At 70.9% G+C, this 21,438-nt stretch carries 18 protein-coding genes and 1 pseudogene; 15 read left to right on the top strand and 4 right to left on the bottom strand.

What is annotated here, in order from left to right; genetic code table 11:
* From B9D87_RS16960 to B9D87_RS16945, 4 genes are read left to right on the top strand one after another with little or no spacing between them, the layout of a single operon-like run.
* The gene (locus B9D87_RS16960) at nt 1-927 is read left to right on the top strand and encodes an ABC transporter permease (RefSeq protein WP_007772248.1); all 927 of its coding nucleotides are present in this window, start codon (nt 1-3) and stop codon (nt 925-927) included.
* Complete coding sequence (locus B9D87_RS16955; protein ID WP_007772249.1) at nt 920-1,777, top strand: ABC transporter permease; 858 nt, start codon at nt 920-922, stop codon at nt 1,775-1,777. Before B9D87_RS16960 ends, B9D87_RS16955 begins: the two co-directional genes overlap by 8 nt.
* On the top strand, nt 1,774-3,402 hold the full coding sequence (locus tag B9D87_RS16950; RefSeq protein WP_007772250.1) for a dipeptide ABC transporter ATP-binding protein: 1,629 nt from the start codon (nt 1,774-1,776) through the stop codon (nt 3,400-3,402). The genes B9D87_RS16955 and B9D87_RS16950 overlap by 4 nt, the downstream gene beginning before the upstream one ends.
* 4 nt (nt 3,403-3,406) lie before the next feature.
* On the top strand, nt 3,407-4,165 hold the full coding sequence (locus tag B9D87_RS16945; RefSeq protein WP_007772251.1) for a Fic family protein: 759 nt from the start codon (nt 3,407-3,409) through the stop codon (nt 4,163-4,165).
* Nucleotides 4,166-4,614: 449 nt separating this feature from the next.
* On the opposite strand, the gene B9D87_RS16935 is transcribed toward B9D87_RS16945, so the two are convergent.
* The gene (locus tag B9D87_RS16935) at nt 4,615-5,472 is read right to left on the bottom strand and encodes an HAD-IB family hydrolase (protein WP_007772252.1); all 858 of its coding nucleotides are present in this window, start codon (nt 5,470-5,472) and stop codon (nt 4,615-4,617) included.
* A 491-nt stretch (nt 5,473-5,963) separates the two neighbouring features.
* Between B9D87_RS16935 and ssd the strand changes: the two genes are divergently transcribed.
* The 7 genes from ssd to B9D87_RS16900 are packed head-to-tail and all read left to right on the top strand — an operon-like array spanning nt 5,964 to nt 10,567.
* Nucleotides 5,964-7,028 (top strand): septum site-determining protein Ssd, encoded by a 1,065-nt coding sequence (gene ssd, locus B9D87_RS16930; RefSeq protein WP_007772254.1) that lies wholly within the window; start codon nt 5,964-5,966, stop codon nt 7,026-7,028.
* A complete protein-coding gene (locus B9D87_RS16925; RefSeq protein WP_040630635.1) occupies nt 7,025-8,188 on the top strand; it encodes a TadA family conjugal transfer-associated ATPase in 1,164 nt (387 codons plus the stop codon). Before ssd ends, B9D87_RS16925 begins: the two co-directional genes overlap by 4 nt.
* Complete coding sequence (locus tag B9D87_RS16920) at nt 8,185-8,982, top strand: type II secretion system F family protein (protein ID WP_007772258.1); 798 nt, start codon at nt 8,185-8,187, stop codon at nt 8,980-8,982. The genes B9D87_RS16925 and B9D87_RS16920 overlap by 4 nt, the downstream gene beginning before the upstream one ends.
* Before the next feature lie 37 nt (nt 8,983-9,019).
* Entirely contained in the window at nt 9,020-9,577 is a 558-nt protein-coding gene (locus tag B9D87_RS16915; RefSeq protein WP_437340114.1) for a type II secretion system F family protein, read from the top strand.
* 18 nt (nt 9,578-9,595) lie between these two features.
* Nucleotides 9,596-9,796, top strand: coding sequence for a DUF4244 domain-containing protein (locus B9D87_RS16910; RefSeq protein WP_007772261.1), 201 nt, complete (start codon nt 9,596-9,598; stop codon nt 9,794-9,796).
* A 23-nt stretch (nt 9,797-9,819) separates the two neighbouring features.
* A complete protein-coding gene (locus B9D87_RS16905) occupies nt 9,820-10,122 on the top strand; it encodes a TadE family type IV pilus minor pilin (RefSeq protein WP_007772262.1) in 303 nt (100 codons plus the stop codon).
* A 31-nt stretch (nt 10,123-10,153) separates the two neighbouring features.
* Nucleotides 10,154-10,567, top strand: coding sequence for an Rv3654c family TadE-like protein (locus B9D87_RS16900; RefSeq protein ID WP_367648959.1), 414 nt, complete (start codon nt 10,154-10,156; stop codon nt 10,565-10,567).
* On the opposite strand, the gene B9D87_RS16895 is transcribed toward B9D87_RS16900, so the two are convergent.
* Nucleotides 10,452-11,489, bottom strand: coding sequence for a PAS domain-containing protein (locus B9D87_RS16895; RefSeq protein ID WP_007772264.1), 1,038 nt, complete (start codon nt 11,487-11,489; stop codon nt 10,452-10,454). The two genes, B9D87_RS16900 and B9D87_RS16895, sit on opposite strands and share 116 nt — an antisense overlap.
* A 292-nt stretch (nt 11,490-11,781) precedes the next feature.
* Nucleotides 11,782-14,133: a DEAD/DEAH box helicase gene (locus tag B9D87_RS16890; RefSeq protein ID WP_007772265.1), complete on the bottom strand. Its 2,352-nt coding sequence runs from the start codon at nt 14,131-14,133 to the stop codon at nt 11,782-11,784.
* Between the two features lie 296 nt (nt 14,134-14,429).
* Between B9D87_RS16890 and cspA the strand changes: the two genes are divergently transcribed.
* The 3 genes and pseudogenes from cspA to topA all read left to right on the top strand — a co-directional run bounded on the left by cspA (nt 14,430) and on the right by topA (nt 18,414).
* The gene (gene cspA / locus B9D87_RS16885; protein WP_007772268.1) at nt 14,430-14,633 is read left to right on the top strand and encodes a cold shock protein CspA; all 204 of its coding nucleotides are present in this window, start codon (nt 14,430-14,432) and stop codon (nt 14,631-14,633) included.
* Between the two features lie 154 nt (nt 14,634-14,787).
* A complete protein-coding gene (locus B9D87_RS16880) occupies nt 14,788-15,387 on the top strand; it encodes a hypothetical protein (protein WP_007772269.1) in 600 nt (199 codons plus the stop codon).
* A gap of 214 nt (nt 15,388-15,601) precedes the next feature.
* A pseudogene (gene topA / locus B9D87_RS16870) lies at nt 15,602-18,414 on the top strand (type I DNA topoisomerase).
* Between the two features lie 7 nt (nt 18,415-18,421).
* Here topA and B9D87_RS16865 read toward each other — a convergent pair.
* Nucleotides 18,422-20,050: an adenylate/guanylate cyclase domain-containing protein gene (locus B9D87_RS16865; RefSeq protein ID WP_040630637.1), complete on the bottom strand. Its 1,629-nt coding sequence runs from the start codon at nt 20,048-20,050 to the stop codon at nt 18,422-18,424.
* A 153-nt stretch (nt 20,051-20,203) separates the two neighbouring features.
* Here B9D87_RS16865 and B9D87_RS16860 point away from each other — a divergent pair, with 153 nt between their 5' ends.
* On the top strand, nt 20,204-21,430 hold the full coding sequence (locus tag B9D87_RS16860) for a DNA polymerase III subunit delta' (RefSeq protein ID WP_007772276.1): 1,227 nt from the start codon (nt 20,204-20,206) through the stop codon (nt 21,428-21,430).
* Nucleotides 21,431-21,438 lie beyond the last annotated feature (8 nt).

The raw sequence follows: 21,438 nt of genomic DNA, 5'->3' as shown, positions 1-21,438 counted from the left end.
ATGGGTTGGTACATCGCGCGCAGGATCGCCGTCATGGTGCCCGTCTTCTTGGGCGCGACGCTACTGATCTACGGCATGGTCTTCCTGCTGCCCGGTGACCCGCTGGCCGCCATCGCCGGGGATCGCCCGCTGACGCCGGCCGTGGCGGCCGCGCTGCGGGCCCGCTATCACCTCGACGACCCCTTCATCGTGCAGTACCTGCGCTACCTGGGCGGGGTCGTGCACGGCGACCTGGGCCGCGCCTACTCCGGATTGCCGGTCAGTGCCGTTCTCGCCCATGCGTTTCCGGTCACGCTCCGGCTCGCCTTGATCGCCTTGGTCGTCGAGGCGGTGCTGGGCGTCGGGTTCGGCGTGATTTCCGGGTTGCGCCAGGGCGGACTCTTCGACGCCACGGTGCTGATCGCCGGACTGATCATCATCGCGATCCCGATCTTCGTGCTGGGCTTTCTGGCCCAGTTCCTGTTCGGGGTCAAGCTGGGCGTCGCGCCGGTCACCGTCGGCGAACGGGCGAGCCTCGCGCGCCTGCTGCTGCCCGGAATCGTCTTGGGCTCGGTCTCATTCGCCTACATCGTGCGGTTGACCCGATCGGCGGTGGCCGCCAACGCGCACGCCGACTACGTCCGCACCGCGACCGCCAAGGGGTTGTCGCGGCCACGGGTGGTGACCGTGCACATCCTGCGCAACTCGCTGATCCCGGTCGTGACGTTCCTGGGCGCCGACCTGGGGGCGCTGATGGGCGGGGCGATCGTGACCGAGGGCATCTTCAACATCCACGGCGTCGGCGGCGTGCTCTATCAGGCCGTCACCCGGCAGGAGGCGCCCACGGTGGTCTCGATCGTGACGGTGCTGGTGCTGATCTATCTGGTCACCAACCTGCTGGTGGACCTGCTGTATGCCGCGCTGGACCCCAGGATCCGCTATGGCTGAGGGCTTTTGGGGGGAAACCTGGCGGAAGCTGCGGCGCCGTCCGAAGTTCATCGTGGCCGCCGCGCTGATCCTGCTCATCCTTCTCGTCGCGCTGTTTCCCGCGTTGTTCACCCACGCCGACCCCGGCTATGCCGATCCCGGCCAGAGCCTGCGCAGCCCGTCGGCGGAGCACTGGTTCGGCACCGACCTGCAGGGCCACGACATCTACGCGCGCACCGTCTACGGGGCGCGGGCCTCGGTGACGGTGGGGCTGGGCGCCACGCTGCTGGTGTTCGCCGTCGGCGGGGTGGTGGGAGCTCTCGCCGGCTTCTACGGCGGGTGGCTCGACGCCGTCATCTCCCGCGTCACCGATATCTTCTTCGGGCTGCCGCTGCTGCTGGCCGCGATCGTGCTGATGCAGGTTCTGCACCATCGGACGGTGTGGACGGTGATCGCCATCCTGGCCTTGTTCGGCTGGCCGCAGATCGCCAGGATCGCCCGCGGCGCGGTGCTGGAAGTGCGCGGCAGCGACTACGTGCTCGCGGCTAAAGCGTTGGGGATGAGCAGGTTTCAAACGCTGCTCCGGCACGCCCTGCCCAACGCGGTGGGACCGGTGATCGCGATGTCCACGATCGCGCTGGGTGCGTTCATCGTCACCGAGGCCACGCTGTCCTACCTCGGCGTCGGCCTGCCGAGTTCGGTGGTGTCCTGGGGCGGCGACATCAACCTCGCCCAGACCCGGCTGCGCGCCGGCTCGCCGATCCTGTTCTATCCCGCCGGCGCGCTGGCGACGACCGTGCTCGCGTTCATGATGATGGGCGACGCGCTGCGCGACGCCCTGGATCCGGCCTCGCGGGCCAGGCGCGCATGACCGCCGGTGACTCCGCGCTGCTGACGGTCGAGGGCCTCGAGGTCAGGTTCGGCGACCACGCCCCCGCGGTGGCCGGCGTGGATCTGCGCGTCGAACGCGGCCAGACCGTCGCCGTGGTCGGCGAGTCGGGATCGGGCAAGTCCACCACGGCCGCCGCGATCCTGGGGCTGTTGCCGCCGGGAGGGCGAATCACGGCCGGCCGCATCATGTTTGACGGGATCGACATAACGTCGGCGGATCGCCGGGTGCTGCGCTCGATCAGGGGCCGCCGCATCGGCTACGTGCCGCAAGACCCGATGACCAACCTCAACCCGGTGTGGAAGGTCGGCTTTCAGATCCGGGAAGCGTTGCGGGCCAACACCGACGGCCGCCGGGCGCGGCAACGCGCGGTCGAACTGCTCGCCCAGGCCGGCATGCCGGACCCGGCGAGGCAGGCGGGTAAGTACCCGCACCAATTATCGGGCGGTATGTGCCAGCGCGCGCTGATCGCCATCGGGTTGGCGGGTCGTCCGCAGCTGCTGATCGCCGACGAGCCCACGTCCGCGCTCGACGTCACGGTGCAGCGTCAGGTCCTCGACCATCTGCAGCGGCTCACCGACGAGCTGGGCACCGCGCTGCTGCTGATCACGCACGATCTGGCGCTGGCCGCCGAGCGGGCGGAGCGCGTCGTCGTCGTGCACCGTGGCATCGTCGTGGAAACCGGTGCGGCACAGACGATCCTGCGCCGGCCCCGACACGAGTACACCCAGCGGCTGGTGGCCGCGGCGCCGTCGCTGACGCGCACGGGCCGGCCGACACCCGCACGGACCGACGACATCCTGGTCGCCTCGGAGCTCACCAAAATCTACCGGGATTCGCACGGCACACCCTGGCGGCGCGGCGAATTTCGCGCCGTCGACGCGGTGTCGTTCCGGCTGCAGCGGTCCCGCACCCTGGCCATCGTCGGCGAATCCGGGTCGGGAAAGTCGACGGTGGCCCGCATGGCGCTGGGACTTCTCCAACCCACCTCTGGCACGGTCGTTTTCGGCGGTACGCCGATATCCGATAGAACGGGCCGCGACGCGATGATGGCTTTTCGCCGGCGCGTGCAACCCGTCTTCCAGAACCCGTACAGCAGCCTGGACCCGATGTACTCGGTGTTCCGCGCCATCGAGGAACCGCTGCGGATTCACCGCGTCGGCGACCGCGTCCACCGCGAGAAAACGGTGCGCGAACTCCTCGATCAGGTGGCGCTGCCGTCGTCGGTGCTGAGCAGGCTGCCGCGCGAGCTCTCGGGCGGCCAGCGCCAGCGGGTCGCGATCGCGCGGGCGTTGGCGCTGCGGCCCGAGGTGCTGGTCTGCGACGAGGCGGTGTCCGCCCTCGACGTGCTGGTGCAGGCGCAGATCCTCGATCTGCTGACCGAGCTGCAGGCCGAGCTGGGCCTGGCCTACCTGTTCATCAGCCACGACCTGGCGGTGATCCGGCAGATAGCCGACGACGTCCTGGTAATGCTGGCGGGCCGCGTGGTGGAGCACGCGGCCACCGACAAGCTGTTCACCGAGCCCGGCCACGAGTACACCCGGCAGTTGCTGGACGCCATCCCGCACGCGCCGAATTCAGGCGGCGAGCGCGGGGATAGGTTGTGAGGTTGTGACAGCTGATCCGCTGGCCCCCCTGATGGAGCTGCCCGGCGTCGCCGAGGCCAGTGACCGCGCCCGCGACGCGCTGGGTCGCGCCCACCGCCACCGCGCCAACCTGCGCGGCTGGCCCGTGACCGCGGCCGAGGCGGCCCTGCGGGCCGCGCGCGCGTCGTCGGTGCTCGACGGTGGCCCCGTCCGGCTGGAGGACCTCGCTGATGCCGGGCAGATCAGCGATCCGGTGTTCGCCGGGGCGCTGCGCGTGGCCCAGGCGCTCGAGGGCGGCGAAGGGCCCGTCGTCGCCATCTGGCGGCGGGCGCCACTGCAGGCGCTGGCCCGCCTGCACATGCTGGCCGCGGCGGAGCAGGTCGACGACGAGCGGTTGGGTCGCCCGCGTCCCGATGCCGGCATCGGGCCGCGATTGGAGTTGTTGGCGGACTTGGTGAATGGGCGCACCCAGGTGCCGGCGCCGGTGCTTGCCGCCGTCGCCCACGGCGAACTGCTGACGCTGAAGCCGTTCGGTAGCTCTGACGGCGTGGTGGCCCGGGCGGTGTCGCGATTGGTGACCATCGCCAGCGGGCTGGACCCGCACGGGCTCGGTGTGCCCGAGGTCAGCTGGATGCGCCAGCCCGCCGCGTATCGCGACGCCGCGCGGGGATTCGCCGACGGCACACCGGAGGGCGTGGGCGCCTGGCTGGTGCTGTGCTGCCGGGCGATGAAAGCCGGTGCGCAAGAGGCCGTGTCGATTGCCGACTCGATGTCTAACCGGTAGCTGGGGCGGTGCCGCAAGGCCGGGAGAAATGGCCGGAAAAATGTAGAGCGGGCGACGTTCCGAATGTTCGGTCCGCCGCCCGCTAGCACGGGGCTCGGTTACCAAGCGTGCATCTCTGGGCTGCGTGGGTTGGCCTCGGCGATCTCACGACGCTTACGGTTGCAACCCCACCCAAAGGGTCGTCGATACCTTCGGCATCTTCGCAATTTCGCAGGCCCGCAACACTTCTGCCATTTTCGCGGCTGTGACTCGGCGTGGGTGCCGAGCACCGTGCTGGGCGCCCGGGTCGGGAGGACGAACCTTCTCTTCCGGCTAGACCTTGGCCTCACCGGGCTTCCGTGGTTCCTTTGTACTACTAGACCCCTAGCACATCAAGGGCCAAACCGCGAATGCCGCCGAATCCATTTTGGATTGCGCGTTTAACGAGTTTGCTGTGGCGGCCGCGGCGGTCAGAACGCGTACCGGCGCAACAACGAATAGGTGACCGCGCCGGCGGCCAGGGCGCTGATGCCGACCGCGGCCGTCGTGGCGATCGCCGCACCGGACGGCGCCGGGATGCGGTCACGCAGTGACACCGGACGGGAGAAGGACATCACCGGCCAGCCGCGTTCGACGGCTTCGCGGCGCAGCCCCCGGTCGGGATTCACCACGTTGGGGTGGCCGACCGACTCGAGCATCGGCAGGTCGGTGATCGAGTCGGAGTAGGCGTAGCAGTGTTCCAGCGGGTAGCCCTCGCGCGCGGCGAGTTCGCGGATCGCCTGCACCTTGCCCTCGCCGTAGCAGTAGAACGCGATCTCGCCGGTGTAGCGGCCGTCCTCGACGACCATCCGGGTCGCCATCGCGTGGGTGGCGCCGAGGGCCCGGGCGATGGGGGCGACGATCTCCTCGCCGGAGGCCGACACCACCACGACGTCGCGCCCGCACAACTTGTGCGCCGCGATCAGGTCGGCGGCTTCGGCGAACACCAGCGGGGTCACGATGTCGTGCAGCGTCTCGTTGACGATCGACTTGACCTGTTCGACGTCCCAGCCGGTGCACATGTTGGTCATGTGCGCGCGCATCCGATCCATCTGGTCATGATCGGCACCCGAGAGCAGATAGATGAACTGGGCGTAGCTGGACTTGAGCACGGCGCGGCGGTTGAGCAGGCCCTGATTGAAAAACGGTTTGCTGAACGCCAGGGTGCTGGACTTGGCGATGATCGTCTTGTCCAGGTCGAAGAAGGCCGCCGTTCGGGCGTGGGGAGCGGTGCTTGCCGCTGATTGCTCCGGGGCTGACTGCTCCGCGGTGGGGTCGAAGACGGTCACCGACCCAGCATAGGTCGACGGTGCCGCGAGGCCGCGATCCCGCACCGGAAATGGCCGCTCAGGGGGGTTCGGGGCGTGGACGAAGCTGTGTTTACGCGGCTCAAGCTGTTTTTTCAGAAAATGATGTCTTGCGTTACTCCGGCTTGTCATGTGTATAGTAAGCATTACTCGGCCTGAGCCGAGGGTGTATCAGCCCGACCCCCCGGGGCTGATACACGACGACCCTCGCCTCCTCCCCCCCTGGCGGGGGTCGTCCCTTTTCTAGGGTCAGTTTTGCTTCGCCGCACCGCGCCGGGCGCTGGTTCGGGTGCGTTGCGGGAAAGCGTGCCCGTCGTCGCTGGCGCATGCCCCGGCGACGCGTTTGTGCACACTCGCGTCTCTATCCACAAATCCGCATTTGGCACTGTTGTGCCAGGGTCACGGCCCCGCACAGTGGTCGGGTGGCCAGCAGATCGGGAGTTGACGCGACGGGTTCCGCGGGTGTGTTGGCGATGCTGGCGGAGCCCGACCTGCGCGCCGAGCTGGACCGGGTGGCGGCCGCCGCCGGTGTGCGGGTGGTGCATGCCGGCGACGGTTCTCCGGTCAGCCGCAAGACCTGGGCGGCGGCCGCGGCCGTCGTGCTGGACGCGCGGGCGGCGGCGCGCTGCGGGCGACGGGTGCTGCCGCGCCGCGATCACGTCACCGTGCTGACGGCCGCCGAACCGGAGACGGCGACGTGGGCGGCCGCCGTCGGGGTCGGCGCCGCGCATGTGTTGCGGCTGCCCGGGCAGGAAGCGGACTTGGTCCGCGCACTCGCCGAGGCCGCCGAATCGTCGCGCGACGACGGGGCGCGCGGACACGCGGTCGCCGTCATCGGGGGCTGCGGCGGGGCGGGCGCCTCCCTACTCGCGGTCGCCCTGGCGCAGGCCGCCACGGACGCGTTGTTGGTGGACCTCGACCCCTGGGGTGGCGGCCTCGACCTGTTGCTGGGCGGCGAAAGCGCGCCGGGGCTGCGCTGGCCGGATCTGGCGTTGCAGGGCGGCCGGCTGAACTGGCCGGCCGTCCGCGATGCGCTGCCGCGACACCGCGGGGTCAGCGTGCTGTCCGGCACCCGACGCGGTTACGAGCTGGACGCCGGTCCGGTGCACGCCGTCGTCGACGCCGGCCGGCGTGGCGCGGCCAGCGTCATCTGCGACCTACCCCGCCGTCTCACCGACGCCGCCCAAGCCGCGCTCAGCGCGGCCGATCTCGTCGTCGTCGTCAGCCGCTGTGACGTGCGGGCCTGCGCGGCCACCGGCGCGCTGGCGCCGGACCTGGCGTCCATCAATCCCAACGTCGGCCTGGTGGTGCGCGGGCCGTCGCCCGCCGGACTGCGGCCCGCCGAGATCGCCGAGATCGCCGGCCTGCCGCTGCTGGCCTCGATCAAAGCGCAACCGCAACTCGCCGAGCAGGTCGACCGCGGCGGCCTGCGGTTAGGCCGGCGCTCGGCGCTCGCGACGGGGGCGCGACAGGTGCTCGGCGTGCTCCCGTCCGCCGGGTCGCGGCGACGGGCGGGGCGGAACGGCAAGGCGGCGTGAGCGGTTCGCTGATCGAACGGGTCCGCGAGCGACTGGCCGGTGAGGCAGGGCCGCTCGGGCCGGCCGTGGTTGCCGCCGCGATCCGGGCCGAGTCCGGCGGGATGCTCGGCGACACCGAGGTGCTGGCCAACCTGCGGGTGCTGCAGACCGAGCTCACCGGTGCCGGCATCCTCGACCCGCTGCTCTGCGCGGACGGGACGACCGACGTGTTGGTCACCGCGCCGGATGCGGTGTGGGTCGACGACGGCACCGCCCTGCGGCGTACCGGGATCCGTTTCGCCGACGAGGCTGCGGTGCGGCGCTTGGCGCAACGGTTGGCGCTGGCGGCCGGCCGCCGGCTGGACGACGCGCAGCCCTGGGTCGACGGCGAGCTGACGGGGATCGGCGCCGGCGGCCTCACGGTGCGGCTGCACGCGGTGCTGCCGCCGGTGGCGGCCGCGGGCACCTGCCTGTCGTTGCGCGTCCTGCGGCCCGCCAGCCAGGATCTGGCGGCGCTGACGGCCACCGGCGCGATCGATCCGGCGGCCGCCGCGCTGGTCACCGAGATCATCGACGCCCGGCTGGCCTTCCTGGTCAGCGGTGGCACCGGCGCAGGCAAGACGACGCTGCTCGCCGCGATGCTGGGCGCCGTACCGGCAGGCGAGCGGATCGTGTGCGTGGAGGATGCCGCGGAGCTCGCGCCGCGGCACCCGCACCTGGTGAAGCTCGTCGCGCGGTGCGCCAACGTCGAAGGCGTCGGCGAGGTTCCGGTCCGCGAACTGGTCCGCCAGGCGCTGCGCATGCGGCCCGACCGCATCGTGGTCGGCGAAGTCAGGGGCGCCGAAGTCGTGGACCTGCTGGCCGCGCTGAACACCGGCCACGACGGCGGCGCGGGCACCGTGCACGCCAACAACCCCGGGGAGGTTCCCGCTCGCCTGGAGGCGTTGGGCGCGCTCGGCGGCCTCGACCGTGCCGCGCTGCACAGCCAACTCGCCGCCGCCGTGCAGGTGCTGCTGCACGTCGAACGCGACCGCGCCGGCCGGCGGCGGCTCAGCGAAATCGCCGCGCTGCACAACGATCACGGCCAGGTGCGCGCCGTCACCGTGTGGCATGCGGATCGGGGGATGACGGATGCGGCCCCGCGGCTGCAGCGCCTGCTGCGCGACAGGATGCCGGCGTGAACGCCCCACTGGCCGGCGTGCTGCCGTTGTCGCTGGCGCTCGTCGTCGTTCGGCCCTCGCCGCGCGGACGCCTGTCGGCCGCCCGGCGGCGGCACCTTCCGACGGTCGGGCCGCGGGAGGCGGGCTGGGTCGCCGCGGCCGTCGGGTGCGTCGCCGTTATCGTGCTGCCGCTGACCACCGTCCTGTGCCTCGCGGTCGTGGGCGCGACCGCGGGTCTGCGATATCGGCGCCGCCGGAGCGTGCGGCGCGGCACGGCTGAGGGCGACGCGCTGCAATCCGCGCTGGAGGTGCTGGTCGGCGAGTTGCGGGCCGGCTCGCATCCGGTACGCGCGTTCGGCGTCGCCGCAGACGACAGCGAAGGCGCTGTTGCCGCGTCGCTGTGTTCGGTGGCGGCGCGGGCCCGGCTGGGGGCCGACGTCGCGGCGGGCCTGGCCGCCGCGGCCCGCGGCTCGGCGCTGCCGGTGCACTGGCAGCGGCTCGCGCTGTGCTGGCGGCTGGCCAGCGACAACGGGCTAGGAATAGCCACACTGATGCGCGCCGCGCAGCGCGACATCGCTGAGCGGCAACGGTTCTCGGCCCGGGTCTCGTCGAGCATGGCAGGCGCTCGCGCAACCGCGACGATCCTGGCCACGCTGCCGGTGCTGGGAGTGCTGCTGGGCCAACTGATCGGCGCCCGGCCGCTGGCCTTCCTGTTCGGCGGGCACACGGGCGGGTGGCTGTTGCTCGTCGGGTCGACGCTGGCCTGCGTCGGGCTGCTGTGGGCGGATCGCATCGCGGATCGGGTGGCGTCGTGAGGGTGGGCCTGGTCGCGGTGTTGCTGGCGCTGGCGCTGTGGGTCGGCCCCGGACCCTCGCTGGTGCGCAGCCGCGCCGGGACGCCGGCGCGTGGCGGCCGACGGCCGCGGGCCGGGCACCGTCGCGCGGGACGGACCCGCTGGCGGTCGCCTCCTGCCTGGACGTGCTGGCGGTGTGCCTGGGCGCGGGGATGGCCGTGTCGACGGCCGCGGCGGCCGCGGCCCCGTCCGCGCCGCCAAAGCTGGCCAGGGTGTTGCGCCGTGCCGCCGACCTGCTCGCGCTCGGCGCCGATCCCGCTGTGGCATGGTCCATTCCGCCCGGCCCGCGGCAGGCCGCCGATCCGCAGATCGATGCGTTGCTGCGGTTGGCCAGGCGTTCGGCGTCCTCGGGCGCGGCGCTGGCCGGCGCCGTCGGCGAGTTGGCCGAGGAGTCTCGCAACGACGCCGCGCACGCGGCGACCGCCGCGGCCGAGCGGGCCGGTGTGCTGATCGCCGGACCGCTGGGCCTGTGCTTCCTGCCGGCGTTCGTCTGCCTGGGCATCGTCCCGGTGGTGGCCGGGCTGGCCGGTGATGTCTTGCAGTCGGGTCTGCTATGAAACGAAAGGAAACCATTGATGGTCAACATGTTTCGCGAATTCGCGGCGCGCGTCGCCGTGCTGGTGGCCGACGAGTCGGGCATGTCGACGGTCGAATACGCCATCGGCACCATCGCGGCCGCCGCCTTCGGCGCGGTGCTCTACACCGTCGTCACCGGCGATTCCATCGTCTCGGCGCTGACCAACATCATCGGCCGTGCGCTCAACACCAAGGTGTAGCGGGCAGTGCCGGTGCCTCCACCGTGGAGGCGGCGCTGGGCATCGCCGCGCTGGTGGTGGTGCTGGTGCTGTGCCTGGCCGGTGTCAGCGCGGTGTCGATGCAGGTGCGCTGCGTCGACGCCGCCCGCGAAGCCGCCCGGCTGGCGGCCCGCGGCGACGAACGCTCGGCGGTGGCCGCCGCGCGCCGGCTGGCGCCCGGTGGTGCGCGAGTCGACCTGCACCGCGACGGCGACTTCCTGGTGGCCACCGTCGTCGCGCACTCGAAGTTGTTGCCCACCATCGACATTGCGGCCAAGGCCGTCTCGGCGGCCGAGCCGGCGCGGTGAGCGGGGCTCGGCTACCCTGGTCGCGGCGTGGATGATCGTGGTGCTGCTGACGGCGGCCGGCGCCGGCGCCTATCTGGGTTCGGCGGTGGTGGCGCGGCACCGCGCGCAGGCTGTCGCCGACCTGGCCGCCCTGGCGGCCGCGGCGCGGCTGGCCTCCGGCGCGGATGCGGCCTGCGCCAGAGCCGCTGGGGTGGCACGGCAGATGCGGGTCGACGACATCGGCTGTGCGGTGGACGGTCTCGATGTCATCGTGACCGCGCGGGTGGCCGTCGCGTTCGGCGGCGCGGCGCGGGCCGCCGCGCGGGCGGGCCGGCTTCCGCGGCATCCGACTAGGGCGCGGCGTCGGGGCTCGGCGACAATCCCGCCGTGGCCAGTTCCTCGTCGGTGGGCAGCCGCAGCGAGACCAGCCCGGCGTACGTGTCTGGTTCCAGCTCGACCCGGTTGACGGTGACGTGCACCGGCACCCAATCCCCGTTGTGCCCGGGCATCCGCAGCACCCGGCTGGTGGCGCCCCCACTGAATTCCCTTGTCATGCTGGACATCAGGTCATGGTCGTCGGGGTGCACCCGGGGCGTGCCCGTCTCGCTGCTGCGCCAGTCGTAGAACGTGCAGGGCTCGTCGAGCCATTTCAGCAGCGACCAGGTGTTGAGGTCGATCAGCGCCCGGTGCACCCCGGCCTGGGCCAGGCCGCTGAGGATCCGTTGCGCCAGATCATCGGTCGACACCTCCGGGCCCTTGAGTTCGGACTGCCAGTTCATCGCCCGCGCCACCAAGTGCTCCCGGCCGTCGGGCCCCGGTTCCAGAATCGTGCGTGCGACGAAACCTATCCGGATAGCCTCTCCCCGCCAATCGGTGAGATCCCAGGTGCTGCACAGTGTTTGGTCGGGCTTGGCCTTGACCGCCATCGCCAGCACCTTGGTCTCGTTCGGGTTGAGTTCACGGGATGGGAGGTCTTCGGCGAAGGCCCTGCCGAAGGTCACCTCGACCTCGGGATTCTTCCCGCTGTTGATCAGCGATTCGCGGGTGTCGGTGGCCACGCCGAGGGTCAGGTCCCATTTCAGCGGCCCCGGAATCGGCCGCTCGGGCGGCTCGGCGTCGGCGGGACCGGTCCAGACATGCACGCCATGGATGAAGCCGTCGGACATCACCACCGGTTCGGTGCGAATGATGCGGTCCCGCTTGGGCGTGATGCTGGTCAAAGCCTGGCCGGTCTGCACCGACTCGGCGATCGCCGTGCGTACCGCGGCGAGATAGGGACTGCGGCGCAGGAATGTGGTGATGGGCACCAGGTTTTTGAGCTGGCGGCCCTGCGCCACCACGGTGGGATCACCCCCGAGTGTCTCCACGAGCAACCAGTCGTGGGCCATGCGGCCGATTTTACGGTGAGCCGACGGGACGAGGGGAGTGCGGGCGACACCGTCGGGCGCCGAAGGCCTCCGCAACCGGCACCCGACGCCCGCGTTGTCGGTGCTTGCGATGCCAACGGGGCCTTGGTAGTTTCCTGCTGCGCCCGCATCGTCGGGGTTGCGGGTGGCGCACACCTAATCGCTTTCTCATTCAGTGCGACAGCACGCCGCCATTTCTTGAGCAGCAGGAAATGCGTTCGTGGCGTGGGCGTCACGGGGCAATCCGCTGGGTCGACCGTCGAGGGGTCGGTCGTCATCCGCGGAAATCGTGCTCCCGTGGCCCCCGCGCCAACTCCGCGAGGACGAGCCTGAGCACCAGCACCGCGCCCGCCTTGTCGAGCGGGTCGTTGCCGTTGCCGCACTTGGGGGATTGCACGCACGACGGGCAGCCCCGGGGGCACTCGCATGCCTCGATCGCGGCTGCGGTCGCGCCCAGCCAGATGCGGGCACGACGAAAGCCCCGTTCGGCAAACCCCGCGCCGCCCGGGTAACCGTCGTAGACGAAGACGCTGGGCAGGCCCAGGGGATCGGGCCCGACGGCGGTGGACAGCCCGCCGATGTCGCCGCGGTCGCAGCTGGCCACCAGCGGCAGCAGCCCGATCGCCGCGTGTTCGGCGGCGTGCAACGCTCCGGGGATCCGGGTCGCCTCAACGCCCTTGCGCTGCAACGCGTCTTCGGTGATGGTGTACATCACCGCCGTGGTGGCCAGAGTGTGTTCGGGCATCTCCAATTCGATGAAGTCGATCACCTCCCCGGACAGCCTGCGGCGCAGGTACCCCACCACCTGATGGGTGACCGTGACCGGGACCAGACCCAGCGTGACCGGTCCGAACGCCAGGCGCTCGCCGGTTCCGGTGACGGCGATGTCGGTGACCTCGCGCGCGAACGTCGCATAACCGGGGTCCTCGGCGTGCACGAACGCGATGCCTTCCTCGGTGTCCAGGGAGTCCACCACGTAGCTGTCGCCTTGATGCAGGTACACCGCGCCGGGGTGGACGGTGGCGGGCGCCTGACCGGCGCCTGCGCTGCCCAGCAACCTCCCGGTGTCGGCCTCCACGATGACGATCTGGCCGCCCGCCGAGCCCCGGATGTCCACCGCGGCATGGGGTTCCAGGCCGGGCACCGGAAAGTACTTGCCGCCGCGCCGCCGCAGCAGCCCGTCGTCGACCAGCCCGTCGGCCACCTCGGTGGCCTCGAGGGCGCGCACCTCCGCGTCGTCCAGCGGTAATTCGGTTGCCGCGCACAGCAGCTGCGGACCCAGGATGTAGGGGTTGGCCGGGTCGATCACGACGCGCTCGACCGGCTTGTCCAGCAGCGCGGCGGGGTTGTGCACCAGGTAGGTGTCCAGCGGATCGTCGCGGGCCACCAGCACCACCAGCGCCCCCTGCCCGCGGCGCCCGGACCGGCCGGCCTGCTGCCAGAACGAGGCGACGGTGCCGGGGAAACCGGCGAGCACGACCGCGTCCAGTCCGGCGATGTCCACGCCCAGTTCCAGCGCGTTGGTGGTGGCCAGGCCGCGCAGCCGGCCTTCGGCCAGCGCCCGCTCCAGGGCGGTGCGGTCCTCCGCGAGGTAACCGGCCCGATACGACGCGACCTGCCCGGACAACTCCGGGGCGATGTCGTCCAACCGCGCCTGCGCGCCCAGCGCGGTCAATTCCGCGGCACGGCGCGAGCGTACGAAGGTCAGCGTCTGGGCGCCCTCGGCGATCAGGTCGGCCATCACGCGCGCCGCCTCGGCACCGGCGGAACGGCGCACCGGGGCGCCGTTCTCGCCGGTCAGGTCGGACCGCAGCGCGGGCTCCCACAGTGCGACCGTCCGGGCGCCCTGCGGTGAACCGTCCTCGGTGACCTCCGCGACCGGCTGCCCGAGGAGTTCGGTGGCCGTCGCGCCCGGGGAATCCGTTGTCGCGCTGGCGAAGATGAAAGTCGGCTGGCAGTCGGGGCGAGCCGAATAGCGGGCGCACAACCGCGACAGGCGGCGCAGCACCATTGCCACGTTGGAGCCGAAAACCCCACGGTAGTAATGACATTCGTCGACAATCACGAAGCGAAGACTGCGCAACAGGACGGTCCACCGGGCGTGGTTGCGCAAGATCGACAAGTGGATCATGTCGGGATTGGAGAACACCCACCTCGAACGTTCCCGCGCGAAGCGCCGGACCTCGGTCGGGCTGTCGCCGTCGTAGGCGGTGGGCGCGACGTCGTGGCACGTCGGGATGGCGGCCGTCAGCGCGTGGGCGGCCCGCAATTGGTCGTGGCCCAACGCTTTCGTCGGCGACAGGTACAGCACCCGGGCCCGCGGATCGGTGGCCAACGTGTTGAGGACGGGGAGCTGATAGGCCAGCGACTTGCCCGAGGCGGTACCGGTGCTGAGCACCACGTGCCGGCCGGCGTACGCCAGGTCCGCCGCCGCGGACTGATGCGACCACGGCGATTTGATCCCGCGGTCGGCGAACGCGCTGACCACGTCCGGCTCGGCCCAGGCCGGCCAATCGTGCGGGCGGCCGCTGCGCGGTGGGAGTTCGGCGACGTGGCGCAGTGGGTGCTCGTCGGACGCCGTTCCGGCGAGTGCTGCGGCGAGCAGCTCACTGCCGAAACTCGCCATCTCACCCCCTCGGTGGATCCGTCGTGAAATCAGCCTTCGCATCGGCCCTGGAATCGGCCTTCGAATCGGCGAAACACACAAGTCTGTCGCCGACGCGATGAACATGGTTGACTATTTGCGGTCGCAGCTTCTGTGTTCGTGTCAAACTTTCGCAGGATCGACGTTGCGGCCGCGGTTCCTGCGAGGTTAATCGGTCGGGTGAAGTTCCGGCGACTCAGCGAGGTATGGCGGTCGTACCAGGCCCGGGGCATCGAAAAGCGATGCCCCGCACCCAGAAGAAAAGGAAAGATCGAGAGATGCCACAGGGAACTGTGAAGTGGTTCAACGCGGAGAAGGGCTTCGGGTTCATCGCCCCCGAAGACGGTTCCGCTGACGTGTTTGTCCACTACACGGAGATCCAGGGTTCGGGCTTCCGCACCCTCGAAGAGAACCAGAAGGTCGAGTTCGAGATCGGCCACAGCCCTAAGGGCCCCCAGGCCACCGGAGTCCGCTCCCTGTAGAGACGAGCAGACCAGAACGGATACCCCCCGTGCAGACCCGCCCAGCGGGTCCGGCCGGGGGGTTTCCTCTTTTACCGCCCCAACCAGGACGGGCCGGGGCGCCGCGCCGGTTGCCTCAAGACGCGGATGGGCCCCCTGGCCTACTGTCGGTGGCGTGAGCCAGCTGTCCTTCTTCACAGCGGAGTCGGTGCCGCCCGCGGTCGCCGATCTTTCCGGGGTGCTGGCGGCGTCCGGGCAGATCGTCACCGTGGGTGCCACCGGTGAAAGCCGGGTCGCGGGGGCCCGGCTGTCGGTGGTCGTGGACCAGTCCTGGCGGGCCTCGGCGCTCGCCGACATGATCCGCGAGGCAGGTCTGGTGGCCGAGATCAGCCGGACCGACGAGGACACCCCGTTGGTGCGCACGGCGGTGGACCCCTCGCTGAGCACGCTGGCCGCCGAATGGACGCGCGGCGCGGTCAAGACGGTGCCGCCGCGCTGGCTGCCCGGGCCGCGCGAGCTGCGGGCGTGGACGCTGGCCGCCGGAAACCCGGAGGGCGAGCATTACCTGCTGGCGTTGGACCCGCACGCGCCGGACACGCACTCGCCGCTGGCGTCGGCTTTGATGCGCGTCGGGATTGCGCCCACCCTGATCGGCACCCGCGGTGGCCGGCCGGCGCTGCGGATCAGCGGGCGCCGCAGGCTATCGCGCCTGGTAGAGAACGTGGGCGAGCCGCCCGACGGCGCTGAGGCGCTATCGCGGTGGCCGCGAGTCTAACCTGGAGACAACGCCCGAAATCGTGTCGGCTTTCCGTCATTTTCGCGGATGTCAGTTTGCGCAGGCGCGCCCAAGGGTGCGAAATTGTCAGGTGCCGCAGGGCGAAGGAACGGTCGCGTACCTGAATTTCACCGGAATTTTCGATGCCGACCTGTCATTCTTCCTGCAGGTGGTCTCGCAGGGGGGACCAATCACGGATGGAGCGTAAGGGCAGTTGGCTGACCCGAAACTAAAGGACACCGGCAGCGGCGGGAATGGCAGCCGCCGGCGACTCGTGATCGTCGAGTCGCCCACCAAGGCGCGCAAACTGGCCAGCTACCTGGGCTCCAGGTACATCGTCGAGTCGTCGCGCGGCCACATCCGCGACCTGCCCGCGCCGCCGCCGACGTGCCGGCGAAATTCAAGTCGGAGCCCTGGGCCCGGCTCGGGGTCAACGTCGACGCGGACTTCGAACCGCTGTACATCATCAGCCCCGAGAAGAAGAGCACGGTCACCGAACTCAAGGGCCTGCTCAAGGAAGTCGACGAGCTCTACCTGGCCACGGATGGTGACCGCGAGGGCGAAGCCATCGCCTGGCACCTGCTGGAAACCCTGAAGCCGAACATCCCGGTCAAGCGGATGGTGTTCCACGAGATCACCGAGCCGGCCATCCTCGAGGCCGCCGAGAACCCCCGCGACCTGGACATCGACCTGGTCGACGCGCAGGAAACCCGGCGCATCCTGGACCGCCTGTACGGCTACGAGGTCAGCCCCGTGCTGTGGAAGAAGGTCGCGCCGAAGCTGTCGGCGGGCCGGGTCCAATCGGTGGCCACCCGGATCATCGTGCAGCGCGAACGCGACCGCATGGCGTTTCGCAGCGCCTCGTACTGGGACATCCTGGCCAAGCTGGACGCCAGCGTCTCCGACCCGCAGGCCTCGCCGCCCACCTTCACCGCCCGCCTGACCGGCGTCGACGGCCTGCGCGTGGCCGCCGGCCGCGACTTCGACTCGCTGGGGCAGCTGCGCAAGGCCAACGAGGTGACCATCCTCGACGAGGCGAGCGCGACGCAGCTGGCGGCGGGCCTGAGCGGCGCCCAGCTCACCGTCGCGTCGGTGGAGGAGAAGCCCTACACCCGGCGGCCCTACGCGCCCTTCATGACCTCGACGCTGCAGCAGGAAGCCGGCCGCAAGTTGCGGTTCTCCTCCGAGCGCACGATGAGCATCGCCCAGCGGCTCTACGAGAACGGCTACATCACCTATATGCGTACCGACTCCACGACGCTGTCGGAGTCGGCGATCAACGCCGCGCGCACCCAGGCCCGCCAGCTCTACGGCGCCGAATACGTGTCCCCGTCGCCGCGCCAGTACACCCGGAAGGTCAAGAACGCCCAGGAGGCGCACGAGGCGATCCGTCCCGCGGGTGAGACGTTCGCGACCCCGGACGCGGTGCGCCGCGAACTCGACGGCGACGAATTCCGCATCTACGAGCTGATCTGGCAGCGCACGGTGGCCTCGCAGATGGCCGACGCGCGCGGCACCACCCTGAGCCTGCGGATCAACGGCCAATCAGCCGGTCGCGACGTGGTGTTCTCGGCCAGCGGTCGCACCATCACGTTCGCGGGCTTCTTGAAGGCCTACGTGGAGACCGTGGACGAGCTGGCAGGCGGCGAGGCCGACGACGCCGAGAGCCGGCTGCCGCAGCTGACCCAGGGGCAGCGCCTGGACGCCCTCGAGCTCACCCCCGACGGCCACGCCACCAACCCGCCCGCGCGCTACACCGAGGCGTCGCTGGTGAAGGCGCTCGAAGAGCTGGGCATCGGCCGCCCGTCGACGTACTCGTCGATCATCAAGACCATCCAGGACCGCGGCTACGTGCACAAGAAGGGCAGCGCGCTGGTGCCTTCGTGGGTGGCGTTCGCCGTAACCGGTTTGCTGGAACAGCATTTCGGCCGCCTCGTCGACTACGACTTCACCGCCGCGATGGAAGACGAGCTGGACGCGATCGCCTCGGGGCAGGAGCGACGCACCGACTGGCTCAACAACTTCTACTTCGGCGGCGAGCACGGGGTGGCCGACTCGGTGGCCCGCTCGGGCGGCCTGAAGAAGCTCGTCGGCGTCAACCTGGAAGGCATCGACGCTCGAGAAGTCAACTCCATCAGGCTCTTTGACGACGAACAGGGCCGCCCGGTCTACGTCCGGGTGGGCAAGAACGGGCCGTATCTGGAGCGCATGGTGACCGGCGACGACGGCGAGCCCAAGCCGCAGCGGGCCAACCTCAACGACTCGCTGACCCCCGACGAGCTGACCCTGGAGGTGGCCGAGCAGCTGTTCGCCACGCCGCAGGAGGGTCGGGTGCTGGGGGTGGACCCGGCAACCGGGCACGAGATCGTCGCCAAGGACGGCCGTTACGGGCCATACGTTTCCGAGGTGCTGCCGGAACCGCCGCCCGGCGGCGACGACGGCAGCGCCACGGCCGCGAAGAAGGGCAAGAAGCCCACCGGCCCCAAGCCGCGCACCGGTTCACTGCTGCGCACCATGGACTTGCAGACGGTCACGCTCGAGGACGCGTTGCGGCTGCTCTCGCTGCCGCGGGTGGTCGGTGTCGACCCCGAAACCGGCGAGGAGATCACCGCGCAGAACGGCCGCTACGGGCCATACCTGAAGCGCGGCACCGACTCTCGATCGCTGGCGACCGAGGAGCAGATGTTCGACATCACCCTCGAGGAAGCGCTGAAGATCTACGCGGAGCCCAAACGCCGTGGCAGGCAAGGCGCCGCCGCGCCGCCGCTGCGCGAGCTGGGCGCCGACCCGGCGAGCGGCAAGCCGATGGTGATCAAGGACGGCCGGTTCGGTCCGTACGTCACCGACGGTGAGACGAACGCCAGCCTGCGCAAGGGCGACGACGTCGCCTCGATCACCGACGAGCGCGCCGCGGAACTGCTGGCCGACCGCCGGGCCCGTGGTCCGGTGAAGCGTCCCGCCAAGAAGGCCACCCGCAAGGCTCCGGCGAAGAAGGCCGCGGCCAAAAAGGCCGCCAAGCGCGGTTAGCCCCGGCTCAGTAGCCCGGGCCGATGGTCTCGCCGGACATCTCTTCGGCGCGAGCCCGGGGGGCCTCCGAGTCGGGCGTGCCGGCCAGGTGCACCGGACGGGCCAGCTGGGTGGGCGCCCGGCGGCCGCGCAGCTCGACCACCTCGCCGACGTCCCAGCACAGGGCCTCGGCGTCCAGCGCCCCGCTGACCGCGATGGCCGATGCCAGCACGTGGCCGGGCTCCAGCTTGGCGAGTTCGGTCAGTCGGGCGGCCTCGTTGACCGGGTCGCCGATCACCGTGTACTCGAAGCGGGCCTGCGCGCCGATGTGGCCGGCGATGGCCCGCCCGGAGGACACCCCGATGCCGAACTCCGCCGAACCGATCACCGGTAGCAGCGCGTCGTGCAGTTCCCGGGCCGCGGCCAGCGCCCCGCCGGGTGAGTCGGGGTGTTCGATCGGTGCGCCGAAGATGGCCAGCGCGGCGTCACCCTGGAACTTGTTGACGAAACCGCCGTGCTTGCCGACGGTTTCCACGACCACCCGGAAGAACTCGTTGAGCAGGTGGACGACCTCGGCGGGTGGCCGGGTGGAGGCCAGCTGGGTGGAGCCGACCAGGTCCACGAACAGCACCGCGACGTCGCGCTCCTGGCCGCCCAGCTCGGTGCCGCGCTCCAGCGCCCGGCGGGCCACGTCCTCGCCGACGTAACGGCCGAACAGGTCACGCAGCCGCTGCCGCTCGGACAGATCGCGCACCATGTCGTTGAAGCCCGCCTGCAGCAGGCCCAGCTCGCTGGCGTCGTAGATCTGCATGTGCGCGTTGTAGTTTCCGCGTTGCACCTCCGAGAGCGCCCAGCGCAGCTGGCGCAGCGGGTCGGCGATCGACATCGCCACCAGCAGCGTGCTGACCAGGCCGATGCCCAGCGCGGCGCACGCCAGCAACAGGATCGGGGTGAACAGCTTCTCGGGGGTGGCGTGCAGCAGCGACGTCTTGTCCGCCACCACCGCCAGCACGATCGCCAGCACCGGCACGGCGGTGGACAGCATCCAGGTCAGGATCTGCCGCAGGATGACGCCGGGCGCCTTGACGTTCTCGGGCACCCCGCTGCGCAGGGCGGCCACCGCCACGGGCCGCAGCACCCGCTCGGACTGCAGGTAGCCGATGATCGAGGTGGCCGCGGCGCCCAGCCCGGTGGACACCGCGACCACGGGCGCGGCGAAGCGGGCCACCGACCAGCTGGCGATGATGAACACCACGCTGCCGATGGCCCAGGCCACGATGCTGATCAGGGTGCGGTAGAACGGCATTCGCAGCGCGCGGCTGCGGGCCAGCTCGGTGGCCGCCGGGTCCGCCTCGGCGAGCATGTTGTCGCGGCGCTGCCACCGGAACACCGGCATCAGCAGCCGCAGCGTCACGGCCAATCCGGTGAGGAACACGACCACCAGCGCGGTGGCGAAGATCGCTAGGTTCAAGACCGGCAGGTCTTGCAACTGGATGCGGTCCTCGGGCGGCAGCGCGTAGCGGAGGAAGCCGAGCACGAACAGGGCGCCGATGATGTCGGCCTGCAGCATGCTGAGCGAGAACAGCGGCCACGGCGTGCGCATCACCCAGCGGACGAATGCGCTGATCCGCCCCGGTAGTGCCGCCGCCGTTGTCACGAACCCACCGTATCGGTCGGCGCCGACCTCCCGGAAACTTAATAACGATCTCGGCAGGTCGCCGGGGTGCCGTGATGACGCCGAAGATAACGGAATGGTCGCGGTCCGGTGGCTGTTCGGTATCTGTCGGCGGCGCCACTACTGTTACCGGTGATGTCCGGGGTGTTTACGCGGCTGGTAGGCCAGGACGCGGTGACGGCCGAGCTGCTGTCCGCCGCCAGAGCCGCGCGTGGTGACGTGGGCCACACGGGGGCGGGCGCCGGGACTATGACACATGCGTGGCTGATCACCGGTCCGCCGGGTTCGGGGCGGTCGGTGGCGGCGTTGTGCTTCGCGGCCGCGCTGCAGTGCACGTCTGCCGCCGAGGACGGGGACCCAGGGTGCGGGCGCTGCCACGCGTGCACGACGACCATGGCCGGCACCCACGCCGACGTGCGGCGGGTGGTTCCCGAAGGCCTGTCCATCGGCGTCGACGAGATGCGGTCGATCGTGCAGATCGCGTCGCGGCGCCCGGCTACCGGGCACTGGCAGATCGTGGTGATCGAAGACGCCGATCGGCTGACCGAGGGCGCGGCCAACGCCCTGCTGAAGGTGGTCGAGGAACCGCCGCCGTCGACCGTGTTCCTGCTGTGCGCGCCGTCGGTGGATCCCGAGGACATCGCGATCACGCTGCGCTCCCGGTGCCGGCACGTGGCGCTGGTGACGCCGTCGACCGAGGCGATAGCGCGCGTGCTGGTCGACAGCGACGGCCTGAGCCCGGACACGGCGAGCTGGGCGGCGTCGGTCAGCGGCGGCCACGTGGGGCGGGCGCGCCGGCTGGCCACCGACCCCGAGGCCAGGGAACGCCGCGAGCGGTCGTTGTCGCTGGTGCGCGACGCCGCGACCCCGTCGCGGGCCTACGCCGCCGCGGAGGAACTGGTGGCCGCGGCCGAGGCCGAGGCCGTGGTGCTGACCGCCGACCGTGCCGAGGCGGAGACCGAGGAGTTGCGCACCGCCCTGGGCGCCGGCGGTACCGGCAAGGGCACCGCGGGCGCGATGCGCGGCGCGGCCGGGGCGATGAAGGACCTTGAGCGACGGCAGAAGTCGCGGCAGACCCGGGCCTCGCGTGACGCCCTGGACCGCGCGCTGATCGACCTGGCGACCTATTTCCGCGACGCGCTGATGACCTCCGCCCTGGACGGGGGAGCCGGCGCGGTGCGGGCCAACCATCCCGATATGGCCGAGAAGGTCGCGGCGCTGGCCGCGCACGCCCCGCCCGCGCGGCTGCTGCGCTGCATCGAAGCGGTGCTCGAATGCCGCGAGGCGCTGGCGATCAACGTCAAGCCCAAGTTCGCCGTCGACGCCATGGTCGCCACCATCGGCCAGGAACTGCGCGACTGAGTTGGGTC

Origin of the sequence: Mycobacterium colombiense CECT 3035, assembly GCF_002105755.1 — a bacterium.
In the GTDB taxonomy this organism is placed as follows: domain Bacteria; phylum Actinomycetota; class Actinomycetes; order Mycobacteriales; family Mycobacteriaceae; genus Mycobacterium; species Mycobacterium colombiense.
This window is presented reverse-complemented; position numbering and strand designations above follow the sequence as displayed.

Excerpts from the sequence above, each read along its gene's own strand:
- B9D87_RS16860 (WP_007772276.1), top strand. The coding sequence starts at position 20,204 with ATGTCCGGGGTGTTTACGCGGCTGGTAGGCCAGGACGCGGTGACGGCC.
- cspA (WP_007772268.1), top strand. The coding sequence starts at position 14,430 with ATGCCACAGGGAACTGTGAAGTGGTTCAACGCGGAGAAGGGCTTCGGG.
- ssd (WP_007772254.1), top strand. The coding sequence starts at position 5,964 with ATGCTGGCGGAGCCCGACCTGCGCGCCGAGCTGGACCGGGTGGCGGCC.
- B9D87_RS16960 (WP_007772248.1), top strand. The coding sequence starts at position 1 with ATGGGTTGGTACATCGCGCGCAGGATCGCCGTCATGGTGCCCGTCTTC.
- B9D87_RS16910 (WP_007772261.1), top strand. The coding sequence starts at position 9,596 with ATGGTCAACATGTTTCGCGAATTCGCGGCGCGCGTCGCCGTGCTGGTG.
- B9D87_RS16950 (WP_007772250.1), top strand. The coding sequence starts at position 1,774 with ATGACCGCCGGTGACTCCGCGCTGCTGACGGTCGAGGGCCTCGAGGTC.
- B9D87_RS16895 (WP_007772264.1), bottom strand. The coding sequence starts at position 11,489 with ATGGCCCACGACTGGTTGCTCGTGGAGACACTCGGGGGTGATCCCACC.
- B9D87_RS16890 (WP_007772265.1), bottom strand. The coding sequence starts at position 14,133 with ATGGCGAGTTTCGGCAGTGAGCTGCTCGCCGCAGCACTCGCCGGAACG.
- B9D87_RS16955 (WP_007772249.1), top strand. The coding sequence starts at position 920 with ATGGCTGAGGGCTTTTGGGGGGAAACCTGGCGGAAGCTGCGGCGCCGT.
- B9D87_RS16900 (WP_367648959.1), top strand. The coding sequence starts at position 10,154 with ATGATCGTGGTGCTGCTGACGGCGGCCGGCGCCGGCGCCTATCTGGGT.